Origin of the sequence: Paractinoplanes brasiliensis, assembly GCF_004362215.1 — a bacterium.
Lineage (GTDB): Bacteria > Actinomycetota > Actinomycetes > Mycobacteriales > Micromonosporaceae > Actinoplanes > Actinoplanes brasiliensis.
In genome coordinates this window covers 2,527,328-2,542,140 of record NZ_SNWR01000001.1, presented here as the reverse complement: position 1 = coordinate 2,542,140, position 14,813 = coordinate 2,527,328, and the positions used below count along the sequence as shown (strand labels likewise).

Sequence of the window (14,813 nt, the reverse complement as noted above, 5' to 3'; positions counted from 1 at the left end):
AGAACGGAAGACACAGTGCCCCCACGCAAACGTGCCGGCGGACAGACCGAACTGTTCACCGTCTCCAGCACGAAGCAGATCCAGGACATCCTGTGGAAGGCCGCCGACAAGCTGCGCGGTTCCATGGACGCCGCGCAGTACAAGGAGTTCGTCCTCGGCCTGGTCTTCCTCAAGTACGTCTCGGACGCCTTCGCCGAACGCCGCGACAAGATCGCCGAGAGCCTCACCGACCTGCCGGAGAGCCGGCGGGCCGACTTCCTCGACGATCGCGACGAGTACACGCTGGCCAACGTCTTCTGGGTGCCGGAGAACGCCCGCTGGGACTACCTGGTGGAGAACGCGCCCCAGGGCGTCGGGGAACTGCTCGACGAGGCGATGGACGCGATCATGCGGGAGAACCCGGCCCTGACCGGCGTCCTGCCGAAGATCTTCAACCGCGACAACGTCGACAAGAACCGCCTCAAGGAACTCGTCGACCTGATCAGCGACGCCCGCTTCACCGGCCACGGCGACCGCCCCGCCCAGGATGTGCTCGGTGAGACGTACGAGTACTTTCTGGAGAAGTTCGCCCGAGCCGAGGGCAAGCGGGCCGGCGAGTTCTACACCCCGTCGAGCGTGGTGCGGGTTCTCGTCGAGGTGCTGGAGCCCTACTCGGGACGTGTCTACGACCCGTGCTGCGGTTCCGGCGGCATGTTCGTCCAGTCGCAGAAGTTCATCGAGGCCCGCGCCGGCCGCGATCACACCCACGACATCGCCGTGTACGGCCAGGAGCAGAACGAACGCACCTGGCGCCTGGCGAAGATGAACCTCGCCATCCACCACATGGACCCGGTGGGCATCGCCGACCGCTGGGCCGACACCTTCTCCGACGACAAACACCCGGACATGCGGGCCGACTTCATCATGGCCAACCCGCCGTTCAACATGAGCGACTGGGCGCGCCGCGAATCCGACCCCCGCTGGCGGTACGGGGTTCCGCCGCAGAGCAACGCCAACTACGCCTGGCTTCAGCACATCGTGTCCAAGCTCGGCGACCGCGGCAGCGCCGGCGTTGTCCTGGCCAACGGCTCGATGTCCTCCAAGCAGTCCGGCGAGGGCGAGATCCGCCGCACCATGGTCGAGGCGGACCTGGTCGCCTGCATGGTCGCGCTCCCGCCGAACCTGTTCCGCACCACCGCCATCCCGGCCTGCCTGTGGTTCCTCACCAAGGACAAGGGCCCGCAGGGCGCGAAGGGGCTGACGGACCGGCGTGGCGAAATCCTGTTCATCGACGCCCGTGCCCTCGGCACCATGGTCGACCGCACCGAACGCATTCTTACGGACGACGACATCGCCAGGATTGCGGACACGTATCACGCCTGGCGTGGCACCAAATCCGCCAAAGCCAAGAACCAGACGTACGAAAACATCCCCGGCTTCTGCCACTCAGCAACCCTCGACGAAGTAGCAACCCACGACCACGTGCTGACCCCCGGCCGTTACGTCGGCGCGAGCGCGGCGGAAGTGGATCCGGACGCTGTGCCGCTCACCGAGCGAATCGAACACCTCAGGAAAGAGCTGTACGCCAACTTCGACGAGTCGAGTCATCTCGAGAAAGTCGTCCGGGGAGTGCTGGGGAGGGTCGATGTCTGAATGGCGGAAAACCACCCTCGGTGACCTGGTGACACTGCAACGGGGGCACGATCTCCCCTCCAGTCAGCGGATCCCCGGAGACGTGCCGGTCATGGGCAGTGGAGGGGTCGCCGGCTGGCACAACGCAGCAAAGGCCTCCGGGCCGGGCGTGACTCTGGGGCGAGCGGCAAATCTCGGCGTGCCTGCACTGATCCAGGACGATTTCTGGCCGCTGAACACCACGCTGTACGTGACGGACTTCCACGGGAACGACGTCCGATTCGTCTACCACCTTTTCCAGACGCTGGATCTCAGCGGCTACAACTCCGGATCGGTGCAACCCATGCTGAACCGCAACTTCATCAAAGGAGTTGAGGTCACGGTTCCGGAGCCGGCCGAACAGCGAAAGATATCGGCCACGCTGGCCGCGCTCGATGAGAAAATCGGGGTCAACGACCGTATCGCCGCCTGCGCGCTCCAGCTTGCGGACGCGTATTTCGAGCTGGCCGTCGACGGCATTCCGGCCGGTCCGGAAACCTTCGACTCCATCGCCCAGGTAGGCGGAGGCGGAACGCCAAGCACCAAGAATCCCGCGTTCTGGGGTGGCGCCATCGCCTGGTCGACGCCATCCGACGTGACAGCACTGCGAGTGCCGTATCTGTTCGACACCAGTCGCAAGATCACTGACGCTGGCCTCGACGAGTGTGCTTCGGCGCTGTATCCGGCCGGCTCGATCTTGATGACGTCACGAGCAACCATCGGGGCTTTTGCCATTCCTCAGATCCCCACCGCGGTGAATCAGGGCTTCGTCGTCGTGACCGCGCCGGACGAAAACCTCACGATGTGGCTGTTCCACGAGATGAGGGACCGTGTCGACGAGATGGTCGGCCTGGCCAACGGCTCGACGTTCTTGGAGCTCAGCAGGAAGAACTTCAAGGCCATGAACGTCCGCCTGCCTGCGCCGGAGGTCGTCAAGGCTTTTGCTGAGAAGGTCGCTCCACTCCACAAGCGCGCCTCGGCTGCTTCGGCGGAGAACTCAACGCTCATCGCGCTGCGGGACACCTTGTTGCCGGAGTTGATGTCGGGACGGTTGCGGGTCAAGGACGCCGAGAAGGTTGTTGAAGACGCGGTTTAGGTAAGGACGGGGAGGGGCGGGGATGGGATTCGACGGAAGGCTGGACGAGGCCGGCTGGGAGAACATGGCGCTGGAGGAGCTGTTCGAGCTCGGCTGGGAAACCGGCTCCGGCAAAGATTTCGGCCCCGGCACCGGGCAGCGGCAGACCTGGGCCGATCTCGTGCTGGTCGAGGATCTGCGGGCGGGGATCGAGCGGCTCAACCCCGACCTGCCCCCGCCGGCGGTCGCCGAGGCTGTCCGGGCGGCCACCGACGTGGCTTCCCGTGAGGCGTTCGCCGAGAACAGGGCCGCCCACGAGCGCCTGGTCCACGGCATCCGCTCGATCACGTACACCGATGCGTTCGGCGCCGAGCACAACCCCACCGTACGGGTGGCCGATCTGCACCACCCGGACCGGAACGTTTATCGGGCGATCAACCAGGTGCTGGTGGTCGACGGTGATCACCAGCGCCGGTTCGACGTCGTGCTCTACCTCAACGGCCTGCCGGTTGCGTTCGTGGAGCTGAAGAACGCGACCGACGAGCAGGCGACTCTCACCGGCGCGCATGCCCAGCTGCAGACGTACCTCGAGGAGTTTCCGCTCGCCTTCCGCCACGCCGTGCTCTGCGTGATCTCCGACGGGGTCACCGCGAAATACGGCACCCCTTTCACCCCGTACGAGCATTTTGCGCCTTGGAATATCGACTCCTACGGCGAGCGTGTCGACACCAGCTCACCGGAGTACGACGGCCCCGAGGCGCTCATCGTCGCCCTGGACGGCCTGTTCTTCCCCCAACGGTTCGCGGAGCTGACCGCGGGGTTCGTCAACTTCACCTCGGCCACGAAGCGGATCGCGAAGCCGCACCAGTTCTACGCGGTCACGCGGGCCGTCGAACGCATCGTGCTCGCGTCGCAGAGTGACGGCAAGGCCGGCGTCGTCTGGCACACCCAGGGCTCCGGCAAGTCGGAGGAGATGGTGTGCACGGCGGCGCTGACCGCCCACCATCCGGCGCTGAAGAACCCGACCATCGTGGTGCTCACCGACCGCAACGACCTCGACGATCAGCTTTTCGACACGTTCCACGAAAGCCGGCCGCTGCTGGGTCAGGAACCGGAGCAGGCCGACTCCCGCGCCGAACTGCGGGACAAACTGTCCAACCGGAACGCCGGGGGCATCATCTTCACCACGTTGCAGAAGTTCGGGCGTACGAAGGAAGAGAGGGAGGCCGGACGGTCGCATCCACTCCTCTCCGACCGCCGCAACGTCCTGGTGATCGTCGACGAGGCGCACCGCAGTCATTACGACAGCCTGGACGGGTATGCCCGGCACCTGCGCGACGCGTTGCCGCACGCCACGTTCATCGCCTTCACCGGCACCCCGATCGCCACCGCCGAGGTGAACACCCGTGCGGTTTTCGGCGAGTACATCGATGTGTACGACCTGAAGCGCGCCGTCGACGACGAGGCGACCGTACGGGTCTATCACGAGCCGCGGATCATCCCCGTGTCGTTGCCGCCGGACATCGACCCGGAGAGCATCGACGAGCAGGTGGAAACGCTCACCGCCAGCCTGGACGACGCGGAGCGGCGCAAAGCGGTGGCGTACGCGGCCACCATGAACACGGTCTACGGCGCCCCCGACCGCGTCGAGACCTTGGCGAAGGACCTGGTCGAGCACTGGGGGAAGCGGCGCGACCTGATGCGGCCGCAGCTCGGCGGCCCGGGCAAGGCGATGCTGGTCTGCGCCACCAGGGAGATCTGCGTGAAGGTGTACGACGCCCTCGCGAAGCTCTGTCCGGAATGGGCGGACCCGGCCGTCGACAAGGGCGTCATGAAGATCGTCTTCAGCAGTCTGCCCACCGACGACAAGGTGTTCCGCCCGCACATGCTGCGGCCGTCGCAGCGCAAGGCCGTCCAGAACCGGGCCAAGAACCCGGACGACGAGCTCGAACTTCTCATCGTGCATTCGATGCTGCTCACGGGCTTCGACGCGCCACCGATCCACACCATCTACATGGACCGGCCGATGCGGGGCGCCAACCTGATGCAGGCTCTCGCCCGGGTCAACCGCCGGTTCGCCGGCAAGCAGGACGGCCTGCTCGTCGGGTACGCCCCGCTGACCGAGAACCTGCGCAAGGCGCTCACCGAGTACACCCCCTCCGACCAGGAGGACCAGACCCTGGGCCGGGAGATCGATCGGGCGATCAGCGAGGTGTACAACGAAATCTCCGTCATCGAGGCGATGCTGGCCCCGGTGAAGTGGCGCGACGTCCTCGACAACCAGGCGGACAAAAAGAGCTGGGTGCGGGCGGTGCGCCTGGCGGCCAACTACTTGCGCAACCCGCGCACCCCCGGCAACACCGTCGAGCCCGGCACGAAGCCGCTGCACCAGCGCTTCCGTGACTCGGCCGGCCGCCTGGAACGCTTCTACGCCCTCTGCGCCACCAGCCGCGACTTCGTCGAACGTGCCGGCGACATCCAGCGGCTGCGCCGGGACATCCACTACTTCCGCGACGTACGCGTCTGGATCGTCAAGGAAGAGGCCGCCGACCGCGAGGCGAAGGGCCTGCCCAACACCGCCGAGGTGGAACGCTACCTTTCCCAGCTCGCCGCAGAGGTGGTCGACGCCGCCGACATCACCGACATCTACGCCGAGGCGGGTCTCGGCCGGCTCGACATCACCGAACTCAACGGCGTCGCGATCCAGCGCCTGCAGGAGTCGGAAACCCCCGACCTCGCCGCCGCCGCGCTGCGCCGCCTGATCCAGCGCAAGATGCGCGAGGTCACCAAGCACAACGTGGTCCGCCAGGAACGCTTCTCGGCCCAGCTCGAAGACCTGATGAACCGCTACATGCGCCAGCAGCTGACCAGCGCCCAGCTGATCGTCGAACTGGTCGAACTGGCCAAGGAGGTCTCCGCCGACGCCCGCCGCGGCCAGCAGTTCGACCCACCGCTCAACCACGCCGAGCTGGCCTTCTACGACGCCGTCGCCCAGAACGGCGCCGCCACCGAGCTCCTGGGCATCGGCACCCTGGCCGAGATCGCCCGCGAGCTGGTGAAGTCAGTCCAGTCGACCATCACCGTCGACTGGTTCTCCCGCGAGCCGGTACGCGCCAAACTGCGCAGCCACATCCGCCGGCTGCTCGCCCGCTACGACTACCCACCCGACCACGAACGCGCCGCCGTCGACCTGGTCCTCCGCCAACTCGAAACCTTCGCCACCGAGTGGGCCGTGAAAACACCGTAGACGGGCCACCGGCCGGACGTAACGGTCCGATTAATGCTGCGGCCTAATCCCGACGCCACGCTTCGAGCAGGTCGTCCGGGCCGTAGGAAGCGGCCAACTCCGAAACCCGTACGCCGCTGCGGCTGATCGTGAGCAAGGGGACGGGGTCGTCGGTGAGGGCTGCGCGGTGGCGTTGCAGGGCCAGCAGGTCATGGTCGTCGAACGGCGCGTGTTCCAGCCACTTGATCGAGCCGAGGAAAAGTAACTGCTGGGCGACGGGGGCTCGGTCGGCGCCGACGATGTCGATTTCGATGCTGTTGGAGCGGGTCCAGTAGGAGCCGATCGCCGGGGCTGCGGGCAGCGAGGAGTCCGGCAGCAGGCGAGCCAGCGACTCCCTGAGCAGCGGCTCGACGGCACGGCCGCGCCAGCTTGTCCAACCGGCCTCGATTCTTCGCAGGGTGAGGTCGCCCCGCAGGCGTTCGATCTCGGGCAGGTGCGGGGCGATGAAGGTGAGCCAGAACCGCAGGTAGGGGTCGGTGACGCGGTAGCGCCGTTCCTTCGACGGGGTGAGGGCGACAGGCAACTCCGCGGCGACCATGCGTTTGCCGATGAGCACGTCGGCGGCGCGGGTCAGCGTCGAGTGGGAGATGCCTCCGGCTGCCCGGGCGATGTTCGTGAAGGTGCGTTCCCCGCTGCCGATCGCCGACAGGATCGAACGGGCCATGGCGGATTCGGGGAACTCGGCGGCCAGGGAACGTTCGGCCGACACCAGCAGCGGCGAGACCGGGTTGGCCAGCTCGGCGGCGAGGAACTGCCGCAGGCCGGCGCCCGGCGGCCACCCGGCGCAGATCAGCGGTAGGCCACCGGTGACCAGGGCTGCGTCGAAGGCTTCGGCCGGTGGCAGCTGAAGCATGTCGCCGACCTCGGCCGGGTTCAGCGGGCCGAGCACCATTTCTTTGCCACGCTGGTGAAAGGGCCGGCCGTAGGAGCTCAGGGCTTCCATCATCGACAGGTCGGAGCCGATCAGGATGAGCAGGACCGGTTTGCGGCTGAACTCGCGGTCCCACGCCCGTTGCAGGATCCCCTCGAAGGCGTCCACACGCTCGACCAGGTACGGAACCTCGTCGATCACGACGACGCTGGGCCGATCGTCGGGCAGCACACCGGCGAGCTGCCGGAGCGCGGCACTCCAGTTCCCCGGCGTGGCGTCGTCGAAGACCGCCCGATCCGGCAGGTCCGACGAGCTCACCGCCTCGACGAAGGCTTCCAGCTCGACCTGCTCGGCGGCGCCGGCGGCGGTGAAGAAGACCGCCGGCGCCGGCGTACGGTCGACGAACGCCTCGACGAGGCTGGACTTGCCGATGCGGCGGCGACCCCGGATGAGCAGGCATTGGCCGGGACGCGGATCGTCCGGGATTGCGCCGGCCACCTTTGTCAGGAGGGAGTCGAGAACGGCCAGCTGGTCTTCCCGCCCGACGAACGCGACCATGGAGCCTCCCGTAATAGTCTCGCCAGAGATACTATCGCGAGCGATACCATCGGGCGGCTCGCCCGGGGCGGAGTCGTTAGGTTAGGGTGCCCTAAACAAGCGACCCGTGGAGCGTACGTTGATGAGGGACGCCCTCAAGAAGCAGCGCCGCCTCATTGTTTTCGGCTCGGTGCTCGCCTGTGGGCACCAGGCGGGCGAGGCGGCCGTCCCGTTCCTCATCGGCGTGATCATCGATCGGGCTGTCGACGGTGGCATCGGTGACCTGGCGTTCTGGCTCGGTGTGCTGGGCGCGATCTACGTCGGGCTCAGTTACAGCTTCCGGTACGGCGCCCGGGCCGCCGAGCGTGCGGCCGAGCAAGCCGCCCACGATCTGCGCCTGCGGGTGACCCGGGGGGTGCTGCACGACCGGGGCGGCGCCGAGTCGGGCCGGTTGCCGGGGGCGCTGGTCGCGGTCGCCACTAGCGACACCGCGCGTGTCGGCGGGATAGCGGTCGCCATCACGTACGGGAGCGCGGCGGTTGTCGCCGTGGGCTTCACGGCCGTGCTGCTGTTGTCGATCTCGATCCCGCTCGGCCTGCTGGTGCTGCTCGGGCTCCCGCCGCTGATGTGGTTGACCCGCCTGATCGGCAAGCCGCTGGAGGAACGCAGCGAGACCGAGCAGGAGCACGGCGCGCACGCCTCGGGCATCGCGGCCGACCTGGTCTCGGGGCTGCGGGTGGTCAAGGGGCTGCGGGCCGAGGAGGCAGCGGTCGCGCGTTACCGGCAGCGCAGCCGCGTCGCGTTGACGGCGACCGTGCGGGCGGCGCGCATGCAGGCGGCGTACCAGGGACTGGTTCTGACCATCAGCGGGCTGTTCCTGGCCGTGATCGCGGTGGCCGGGGGCATTCTCGCGGTGCGGGGCAACATCACCGTGGGGCAGCTGATCTCTTCCATCGGCCTGGCGCAGTTCCTGGTCGGGCCGCTGTCCACGTTCGGCTGGGTCGGCGCCGACCTGGCTCAGGGGCGCGCGTCGGCCAAGCGGGTCGCGGCGGTGCTGTCCGCGCCCGAGGCGGTGCGCGGGGGCGAGCAGGCGCCGGTCACACCCGTACGGGGGGAGATCGACCTGCGCGTACGGGATCTGGCCCTGAAGGTCGCGCCGGGCGAGCTCGTCGGTGTGGTGGCCACCGACCCGGCCGAGGCCGCCGAGCTGATCCGCCTGCTCAACCGGTCGGCCGACCCGGCCGACGGCGCCGTCTCGCTCGACGGGGTCACGCTGACCTCCTTGCGGCCCGACGAGTTGCGGGCCGCCGTGCTGGCCGTGGAGCACCACACCGACCTGTTCGACGGCAGCGTCCGCTCGGCCGTCTCGCTGGACCGCGCCGACCCGGCCACCGTCGAGGCCGCGATGGTGGCCGCCGACGCCGACGAGGTCGCCCGCAACCTTCCCGAAGGGCTCGACGCCGTGCTCGGCGACGGCGCCCGTACGCTTTCCGGTGGTCAACGGCAACGTCTCGCCCTGGCCCGTGCCCTGGCCGCCGACGCTCCGGTTCTGGCCCTGCACGACCCGACCACGGCAGTCGACGCCGTCACCGAGGCCCGGATAGCCGCGCGGCTGCGCGAGGTGCGTGCGGGCCGCACCACGATCCTCATCACGACCAGCCCGGCCCTGCTGGCGATCACCGACCGCGTGCTGTTCGTGCACGGCGGGGCGGTGCGGGCCGACGCCACGCACGCCGAGCTGGCGGCGGACGACGAGAGCTACCGGGAGACGGTGCTGGCATGACGACCACTCCGCTTCCGATCGCGGCCGGAACCCGTACGCGGGCCGTTCTTCTGACGTTTCTGCGGCCTGAACGTGGCCGGCTGGCCGGGGCGCTCGCGCTGCTGATCGCGGGCACGATCGCCGGCCTGCTGGCCCCACCGCTGCTCGGCCGTATCGTCGATCTGGCCACCCGCAGTGCCGCCACCAGCGATTTCGTCGTCACCGGGGCCGCATTGGTGGCGGTCGCCCTGGTCGACGCCGTGCTGGCCGGGTTCGGCACAGCCCTGCTGGCGCGGGCCGGTGAGTCCACTTTGGCCCGGATCCGGGAACGGTTCGTCGAGTCGGCGTTGCGGCTGCCCCTGGAACAGGTCGAACGGGCCGGCGCGGGCGACCTGACCTCGCGGGTAACCAACGACGTGACGGTGGTCGGCGAGGCCGCGCGGTCGGCGCTGCCCGAGTTCACCCGCGCGTTCCTCACCATCGTGCTGACCCTCGGCGGCATGGCCGTGCTGGACTGGCGCTTCCTCGTCGCGGCGCTGATCGCTGTGCCGGTGCAGGTTCACACCGTACGGTGGTACGCCCGCCGCGCCGTGCCGCTGTACGCCCGTCAGCGGGTCGCCGTGGCCGCTCAGCAGCACCACCTGCTCGCGACGATCGACGGCGCGCCGACCATCCGAACGTTCCGCATCGCCGGCGAGCACAGTGGTCGCGTCGCCGTCCGCTCCCAGCACGCCGTCGACCTGCTGCTGCAGGGGATCGCGCTGATGACCCGCTTCTACGCGAGGCTGCACGTCGCCGAGTTCGCCGGGCTGGCCGCCGTCCTGGCGACAGGCTTCTTCCTCGTACGGTCCGACGCCGTCACCCTCGGCACGGCCACCGCCGCGGCCCTGTACTTCCACGGCCTGTTCAACCCCATCAACACCGCCCTGGCCCTGGTGGACGACGCGCAGGCGGCCGCCTCGGGACTTGATCGCCTGATCGGGGTGGCCGACCTGGCCGTCGCCCCGCGTACGGTGACACCCCGCTCGGAGGCCCCGACGGCCGTCGAGGTCAGCGGGCTCACCTTCGGCTACCACCCTGACCGGCCCGTCCTGCGCGACGTCGACCTGCGGATCCGCCGGGGCGAACGGGTCGCCGTCGTCGGCTCCACCGGCGCCGGCAAGACCAGCCTGGCCAAGGTCATCGCCGGGGTGCACGACCCGGTGTCCGGCGCCGTCGAGGTGCCCGCCGGCGAGGTGGCCCTGATCACCCAGGAGGTGCACGTCTTCGCCGGTCCGCTCGTCGACGACCTGCGGCTGGCCCGTCCCACCGCCACCGACGACGAGGTGTGGGCCGCGCTGGCCGCCGTGGACGCCGCCGACTGGGTCGCCCAGCTGCCGGACGGGCCGAACACCGAGGTCGGCGCGGGTGGTCACGTGCTGACGGCGGCGCAGGCACAGCAGCTGGCGTTCGCCCGGCTGATCCTGGCCGACCCTCCGGTGGCGATCCTCGACGAGGCGACCGCCGAGGCGGGCAGCGCGGGCGCCCGGCTGCTGGAACGCGTCGCCGCCGCCGCGCTCGAGGGCCGTACGGCGGTGATCGTCGCGCACCGGCTGACGCAGGCTGTGACCGCCGATCGCGTGGTGGTGCTCGAGCAGGGGCGAGTGGTGCAATCCGGTCCGCATTCGTCCCTGATCGAGGAGCCCGGCCCGTACGCGACGTTGTGGCAGGCCTGGTCTGGTCAGCGGGATCTTTAGCCGGGCTCTCTAGTCAGGCTGCCTACTAACCAGCTAGCCTGACTAGCCATGACGCCTCGGCCGTGGCTGCACGGCTTCCTCGACCTGTGCCTGCTCGCGATGCTGCGGGAACGCGCCGACTACGGCTACGGCCTGTCCCAGCGCCTCGCCGCGGCCGGAGTGGCCGACGTGCCCGGCGGCACCCTCTATCCCGCCCTGCTCCGGCTCGAGGAGCAGGGGCTCGCCGTCCCCAGCTGGGGGCCGTCGGAAAGCGGGCCGCGCCGCAAGAACTACGCGATCACCGAGGCCGGCCTGGAGCTGCTGGCCGCCCACGCGGACGACTGGCGGCGGTTCCGCGACGGCGTCGACAGCCTGCTCACCGGGGTGCCGCATGAGTGACTGGCCCGCGAACTTCGAGGCGGAACTCCTGCGTCTCGGCCTGCAACCGGCCCGCGCCCGCCGCCTCGCCGACGAGACCACCCAGCAGGCGGCCGAGAACGCGGCCACTCCCGCCGACGTGTTCGGACCGGCCCACCTGTACGCCCGCCACCTGGTGGCCGAGCTCAACACGCCGGCCGCGGCCCCGTCCCGTACGAGATATCGCGCCGGACCCGTCCTGTTGAGCCTGGCCGGGGTGACCAAGCGCTACCGCCGCCACACGGTCTTCGAGGGCGTCGATTTGACCGTACGCGGGGGAGAGGTCGCCGCGATCGTCGGCGCCAACGGCTGTGGCAAGTCGACCCTGCTGCGCATCTGTGCCGGTCTGACCCGGCCCAGTGGGGGAACGGTGCGGCGCACGCGGCGGGTGGGGTTCGTGCCGCAGGACGGTGGAACCGCCGGGTGGCTGACCGCCGAGGAACACTTCACGCTGTTCGGGGCGGCCGCCGGGATGGTGCCCGGCCGGGCCCGGTCGACCGGCGTGCACCTCGCCGCCCGCCTGGCCTGGCGACCGAGCCGGCAACAGCGGGCCCAGCAGATGTCCGGCGGCACCCGGCAGAAACTCAACCTGGTGCTCGGCGAACTGCACGCCCCCGACCTGCTGCTGCTCGACGAGCCGTACCAGGGTTTCGACCAGGGCGCCTATGTGGACTTCTGGCAGCAGGTCTTCGCCTGGCGCGACGCCGGGCGGGCGGTCGTGGTCGTCACGCACCTGCTGCACGACCTGCAGAACGTCGACCACGTGCTCGACCTGGGAGTCGCCGCATGACCACCCTCGTCGTCGCCCGGCTCTCCGCCCTCGAAGTGAGCCGCCGCCGGGCCGCGCTGCTGCTCGTGATCACCCTGCCGTTCTGGTTCTACCTGGTGCGGCGCGACCTCTCCGGCCAGTCCACGCGGGCGCTGACGCTGGGCATCGGCTGGGCGATCTCGACCCTGACGCTGTTCGTGGTCAACGCCTCCCGTGGGGTCGACCCCCGGCTGCGGCTCACCGGCGCCTCGGTGACCGGCATCATCGCCGGCCGTCTGCTCGCGATGACCGGCGCCGGCATGGCGCTGGCCCTGGGCTACTGGACGATGGTTGCCGTCGACCAGGACCTGCCTCACCTGTGGGCGGCCGGCGTCATGATGCTGGTGTCCGCGCTGGTCGCGGCACCGGTCGGCAGTCTCATCGGCGCGATCCTGCCCCGCGAGCTGGACGGGGCGCTCGCCCTGCTCAGCATCAGCTCGGTGCAGATGCTGGCCGACCCGGCCGGCCTGATCGCCAAGTTGATGCCGTTCTGGTCGGCGCGCGAGGTGGGCAACTACGCGGTCGACGGCGGGAGCATCGACCTGGTGTGGCGAGGCCTCGCCCATGCCGGGGTGACGTGGCTGATCTGCGTGCTGGGCACCCTGGCCGTCTTCCACTGGCGGCTGCGCCTGGTCCGCTACCCCGAGCCGTAGCCGTACCGGCGTCCGGCCGCCCGTGCTGCGTCTGCGCCTGGTTCGCCTGAGGTGTGCCTGGTCCCGGCCGACAGTGGCGCGGCGACGCCGACGGCTGGACTGCGGCGGCCCCTGTCCGGCGACGGCTCGTGCGGGTCGGCGCCTGCCGTCCGTTTGGTGCACGATGGGGTCGTGAGCCGTCGATGGGCAGTGCTGGGTGTGCCGTCGAGCGCGGGCGCGCACACGCCCGGTATCGAGCGGGGCCCGGCTGCCCTGCGGGAATCCGGCCTGGTCAACAACTTGCGCGCGGGCGGCCTCGACGTCGAGGACCGCGGCGACGTCCGCGGCTTCCGATGGCGGCCCGACCCGGCGCGCTCCGCCGGGCAGAACGCCGCAACCGTCGCCGCGGTGGCCGACGACGTAGCAGGTTCGGTGGCGGCCATCCTCGCCGACGGCCACGTTCCCCTGGTGCTCGGCGGTGACTGCAGCATCACCATCGGCGTCCTGGCCGGTTTCGACCGCGCCGCCCGCGAACCGGCACTGCTCTACATGGACGGTGGCCCCGACCTCTACACCCCCGAGACCCGCCCGGTCGGCAACCTCGACGCCATGGGCCTGGCCCACCTGCTGCGGCTGCCCGGCCACCTACCCGAGGTCGCGGCGGTCGGCGAGCCGCTGACGCCCGGACGTGTCGTGTCCTTCGGGGACGCCCTGCCCGCCGACGGTCCCGACCACGAACGAACCCTGCTCGAAGAGCTGTCCATAGCCCGGATCACCGCCGCCGACGTGCATCGCGACGCCCGGTCCGCGGCCGAGAAGGCGCTGGCCGCCGCGGGCGAGTCGTTCGTGCTGCACTTCGACGTCGACGTGCTCGTCTTCAACGACATGCCGATCGCCGACGTCCCCAACTCCGGGGGCGACCCCGTCGGGCTGACGCTGCACGAGGCCATGACCTGCCTGTCCGTCTTCGCCCGAAGCGGCTCGCGGCTGGCCGCGCTGGTCATCACCGAGGTCAATCCGGACCACGCCCCCGATCGCGCCGTGCTGAGCGACTTCTCCTCAGCGGTCGCCGCCGCCCTGAGCGCCTGACGCCACGCTGACCGACGCGCCCCGCCTCCGGCCCCCGTGCGGGCCGCCGCCGGACGCTTCTGAAACCCACCGCGCCCGGACGGTCCGCAGTGTACGGACGATCCGCGCTGTCCGGATGCTCGGATGCGAGTCGCTCAGCGCTCCCGTTTCGCGCCTACTGTGACCGGCCACACAAACGGCCAAGCAAGATCGTCCGAAAGTACGTATTTGCCTGATCAGGACTGGCGTGTCCGATATGCCACGATCTGTAGCAGAAGGCAGCACCAACTTGGGAGGTAGACATGAACAAGGCAGCACGCACGTTCACCATGATGGCGATGGGCCTGGTCGCCGGCGCCACCATGGCCGCCGGCCCCGCGATGGCCGCCGACAGCACCAAGGCCCCGGCCGCCAAGCCCGCCACCACGACCAAGGCCGAGAAGGGCTGGGGCCGCGACCGCGTCGTCGGCTACTTCCGCACCCTGCGTGCCTGCGAGCGGGCCGGCCGCATCGGCGAGATCACCCACCGCTGGGACGACTACGACTGCGACCGGGTCCGCTTCGGCTTCAAGCGCGGCCTGTGGGCCCTCGAGGTCGAGCGTGACTTCCGCGGCCACGGCGGTCACGGTCACGGCGGTCACGGTCACGGCGGTCACGGTCCGCGCGGCCACCGCTGATCACCCGGGCCGTGTAGTCCGGCCCCGTTGAAGTCGCGGGCGCGAGGGTTCCGTCCATGCTCTCGCTCCCCGCTTCGAACCACCCCCGTGCTCGGGCCGCATCTCCACCGATGCGGCCCGAGTGCGTTTTCCAGACGTACGCGTCGTCGCCCCCGCAAAGGGCCGAGCAAACATGACTCGACGACGGAGCCCTCGCGCCAGCAACGCGACGGAGCCCTCGCGCCAGCAACGCGACGGAGCCCTCGCGCCAGCAACGCGACGGAACCCCGGCTTCGGCGGCTGCCGCCCGCGACCCGGTCGGCGGCTGCCGCCCGC

Annotated in this window: 11 protein-coding genes; 10 read left to right on the top strand and 1 reads right to left on the bottom strand. The window is 69.8% G+C overall.

Annotated features, from left to right (window positions below):
* Nucleotides 1–15: 15 nt before the first annotated feature.
* Genes C8E87_RS11230 through C8E87_RS11220 form a run of 3 tightly spaced genes read left to right on the top strand, consistent with a single transcriptional unit; the run spans nucleotide 16 to nucleotide 5,972 of the window.
* A complete protein-coding gene (locus C8E87_RS11230; protein ID WP_133873040.1) occupies nucleotides 16–1,632 on the top strand; it encodes a type I restriction-modification system subunit M in 1,617 nt (538 codons plus the stop codon).
* A complete protein-coding gene (locus C8E87_RS11225; RefSeq protein WP_133873039.1) occupies nucleotides 1,625–2,746 on the top strand; it encodes a restriction endonuclease subunit S in 1,122 nt (373 codons plus the stop codon). The genes C8E87_RS11230 and C8E87_RS11225 overlap by 8 nt, the downstream gene beginning before the upstream one ends.
* Before the next feature lie 22 nt (nucleotides 2,747–2,768).
* On the top strand, nucleotides 2,769–5,972 hold the full coding sequence (locus tag C8E87_RS11220) for a type I restriction endonuclease subunit R (protein ID WP_133873038.1): 3,204 nt from the start codon (nucleotides 2,769–2,771) through the stop codon (nucleotides 5,970–5,972).
* 43 nt (nucleotides 5,973–6,015) lie between these two features.
* Here C8E87_RS11220 and C8E87_RS11215 read toward each other — a convergent pair whose 3' ends face one another.
* On the bottom strand, nucleotides 6,016–7,440 hold the full coding sequence (locus C8E87_RS11215) for an ATP-binding protein (RefSeq protein ID WP_133873037.1): 1,425 nt from the start codon (nucleotides 7,438–7,440) through the stop codon (nucleotides 6,016–6,018).
* 121 nt (nucleotides 7,441–7,561) lie between these two features.
* On the opposite strand from C8E87_RS11215, the gene C8E87_RS11210 reads away from it, so the two are divergent.
* From C8E87_RS11210 to C8E87_RS11180, 7 genes are all read left to right on the top strand, one after another.
* Nucleotides 7,562–9,202: an ABC transporter ATP-binding protein gene (locus tag C8E87_RS11210; protein WP_133873036.1), complete on the top strand. Its 1,641-nt coding sequence runs from the start codon at nucleotides 7,562–7,564 to the stop codon at nucleotides 9,200–9,202.
* Nucleotides 9,199–10,917 carry an ABC transporter ATP-binding protein gene (locus tag C8E87_RS11205; RefSeq protein WP_133873035.1) on the top strand — a complete coding sequence of 573 codons (1,719 nt, stop codon included), beginning with the start codon at nucleotides 9,199–9,201 and terminating at the stop codon, nucleotides 10,915–10,917. Before C8E87_RS11210 ends, C8E87_RS11205 begins: the two co-directional genes overlap by 4 nt.
* A gap of 48 nt (nucleotides 10,918–10,965) precedes the next feature.
* Nucleotides 10,966–11,295 (top strand): PadR family transcriptional regulator, encoded by a 330-nt coding sequence (locus tag C8E87_RS11200; RefSeq protein WP_133873034.1) that lies wholly within the window; start codon nucleotides 10,966–10,968, stop codon nucleotides 11,293–11,295.
* Nucleotides 11,288–12,103 (top strand): ATP-binding cassette domain-containing protein, encoded by an 816-nt coding sequence (locus C8E87_RS11195; protein ID WP_133873033.1) that lies wholly within the window; start codon nucleotides 11,288–11,290, stop codon nucleotides 12,101–12,103. Before C8E87_RS11200 ends, C8E87_RS11195 begins: the two co-directional genes overlap by 8 nt.
* Nucleotides 12,100–12,774 carry a hypothetical protein gene (locus tag C8E87_RS11190; protein ID WP_133873032.1) on the top strand — a complete coding sequence of 225 codons (675 nt, stop codon included), beginning with the start codon at nucleotides 12,100–12,102 and terminating at the stop codon, nucleotides 12,772–12,774. Before C8E87_RS11195 ends, C8E87_RS11190 begins: the two co-directional genes overlap by 4 nt.
* 171 nt (nucleotides 12,775–12,945) lie before the next feature.
* Complete coding sequence (locus C8E87_RS11185) at nucleotides 12,946–13,842, top strand: arginase family protein (RefSeq protein WP_239079954.1); 897 nt, start codon at nucleotides 12,946–12,948, stop codon at nucleotides 13,840–13,842.
* A gap of 281 nt (nucleotides 13,843–14,123) precedes the next feature.
* Nucleotides 14,124–14,498 (top strand): hypothetical protein, encoded by a 375-nt coding sequence (locus C8E87_RS11180; protein ID WP_133873030.1) that lies wholly within the window; start codon nucleotides 14,124–14,126, stop codon nucleotides 14,496–14,498.
* Nucleotides 14,499–14,813: the final 315 nt, after the last annotated feature.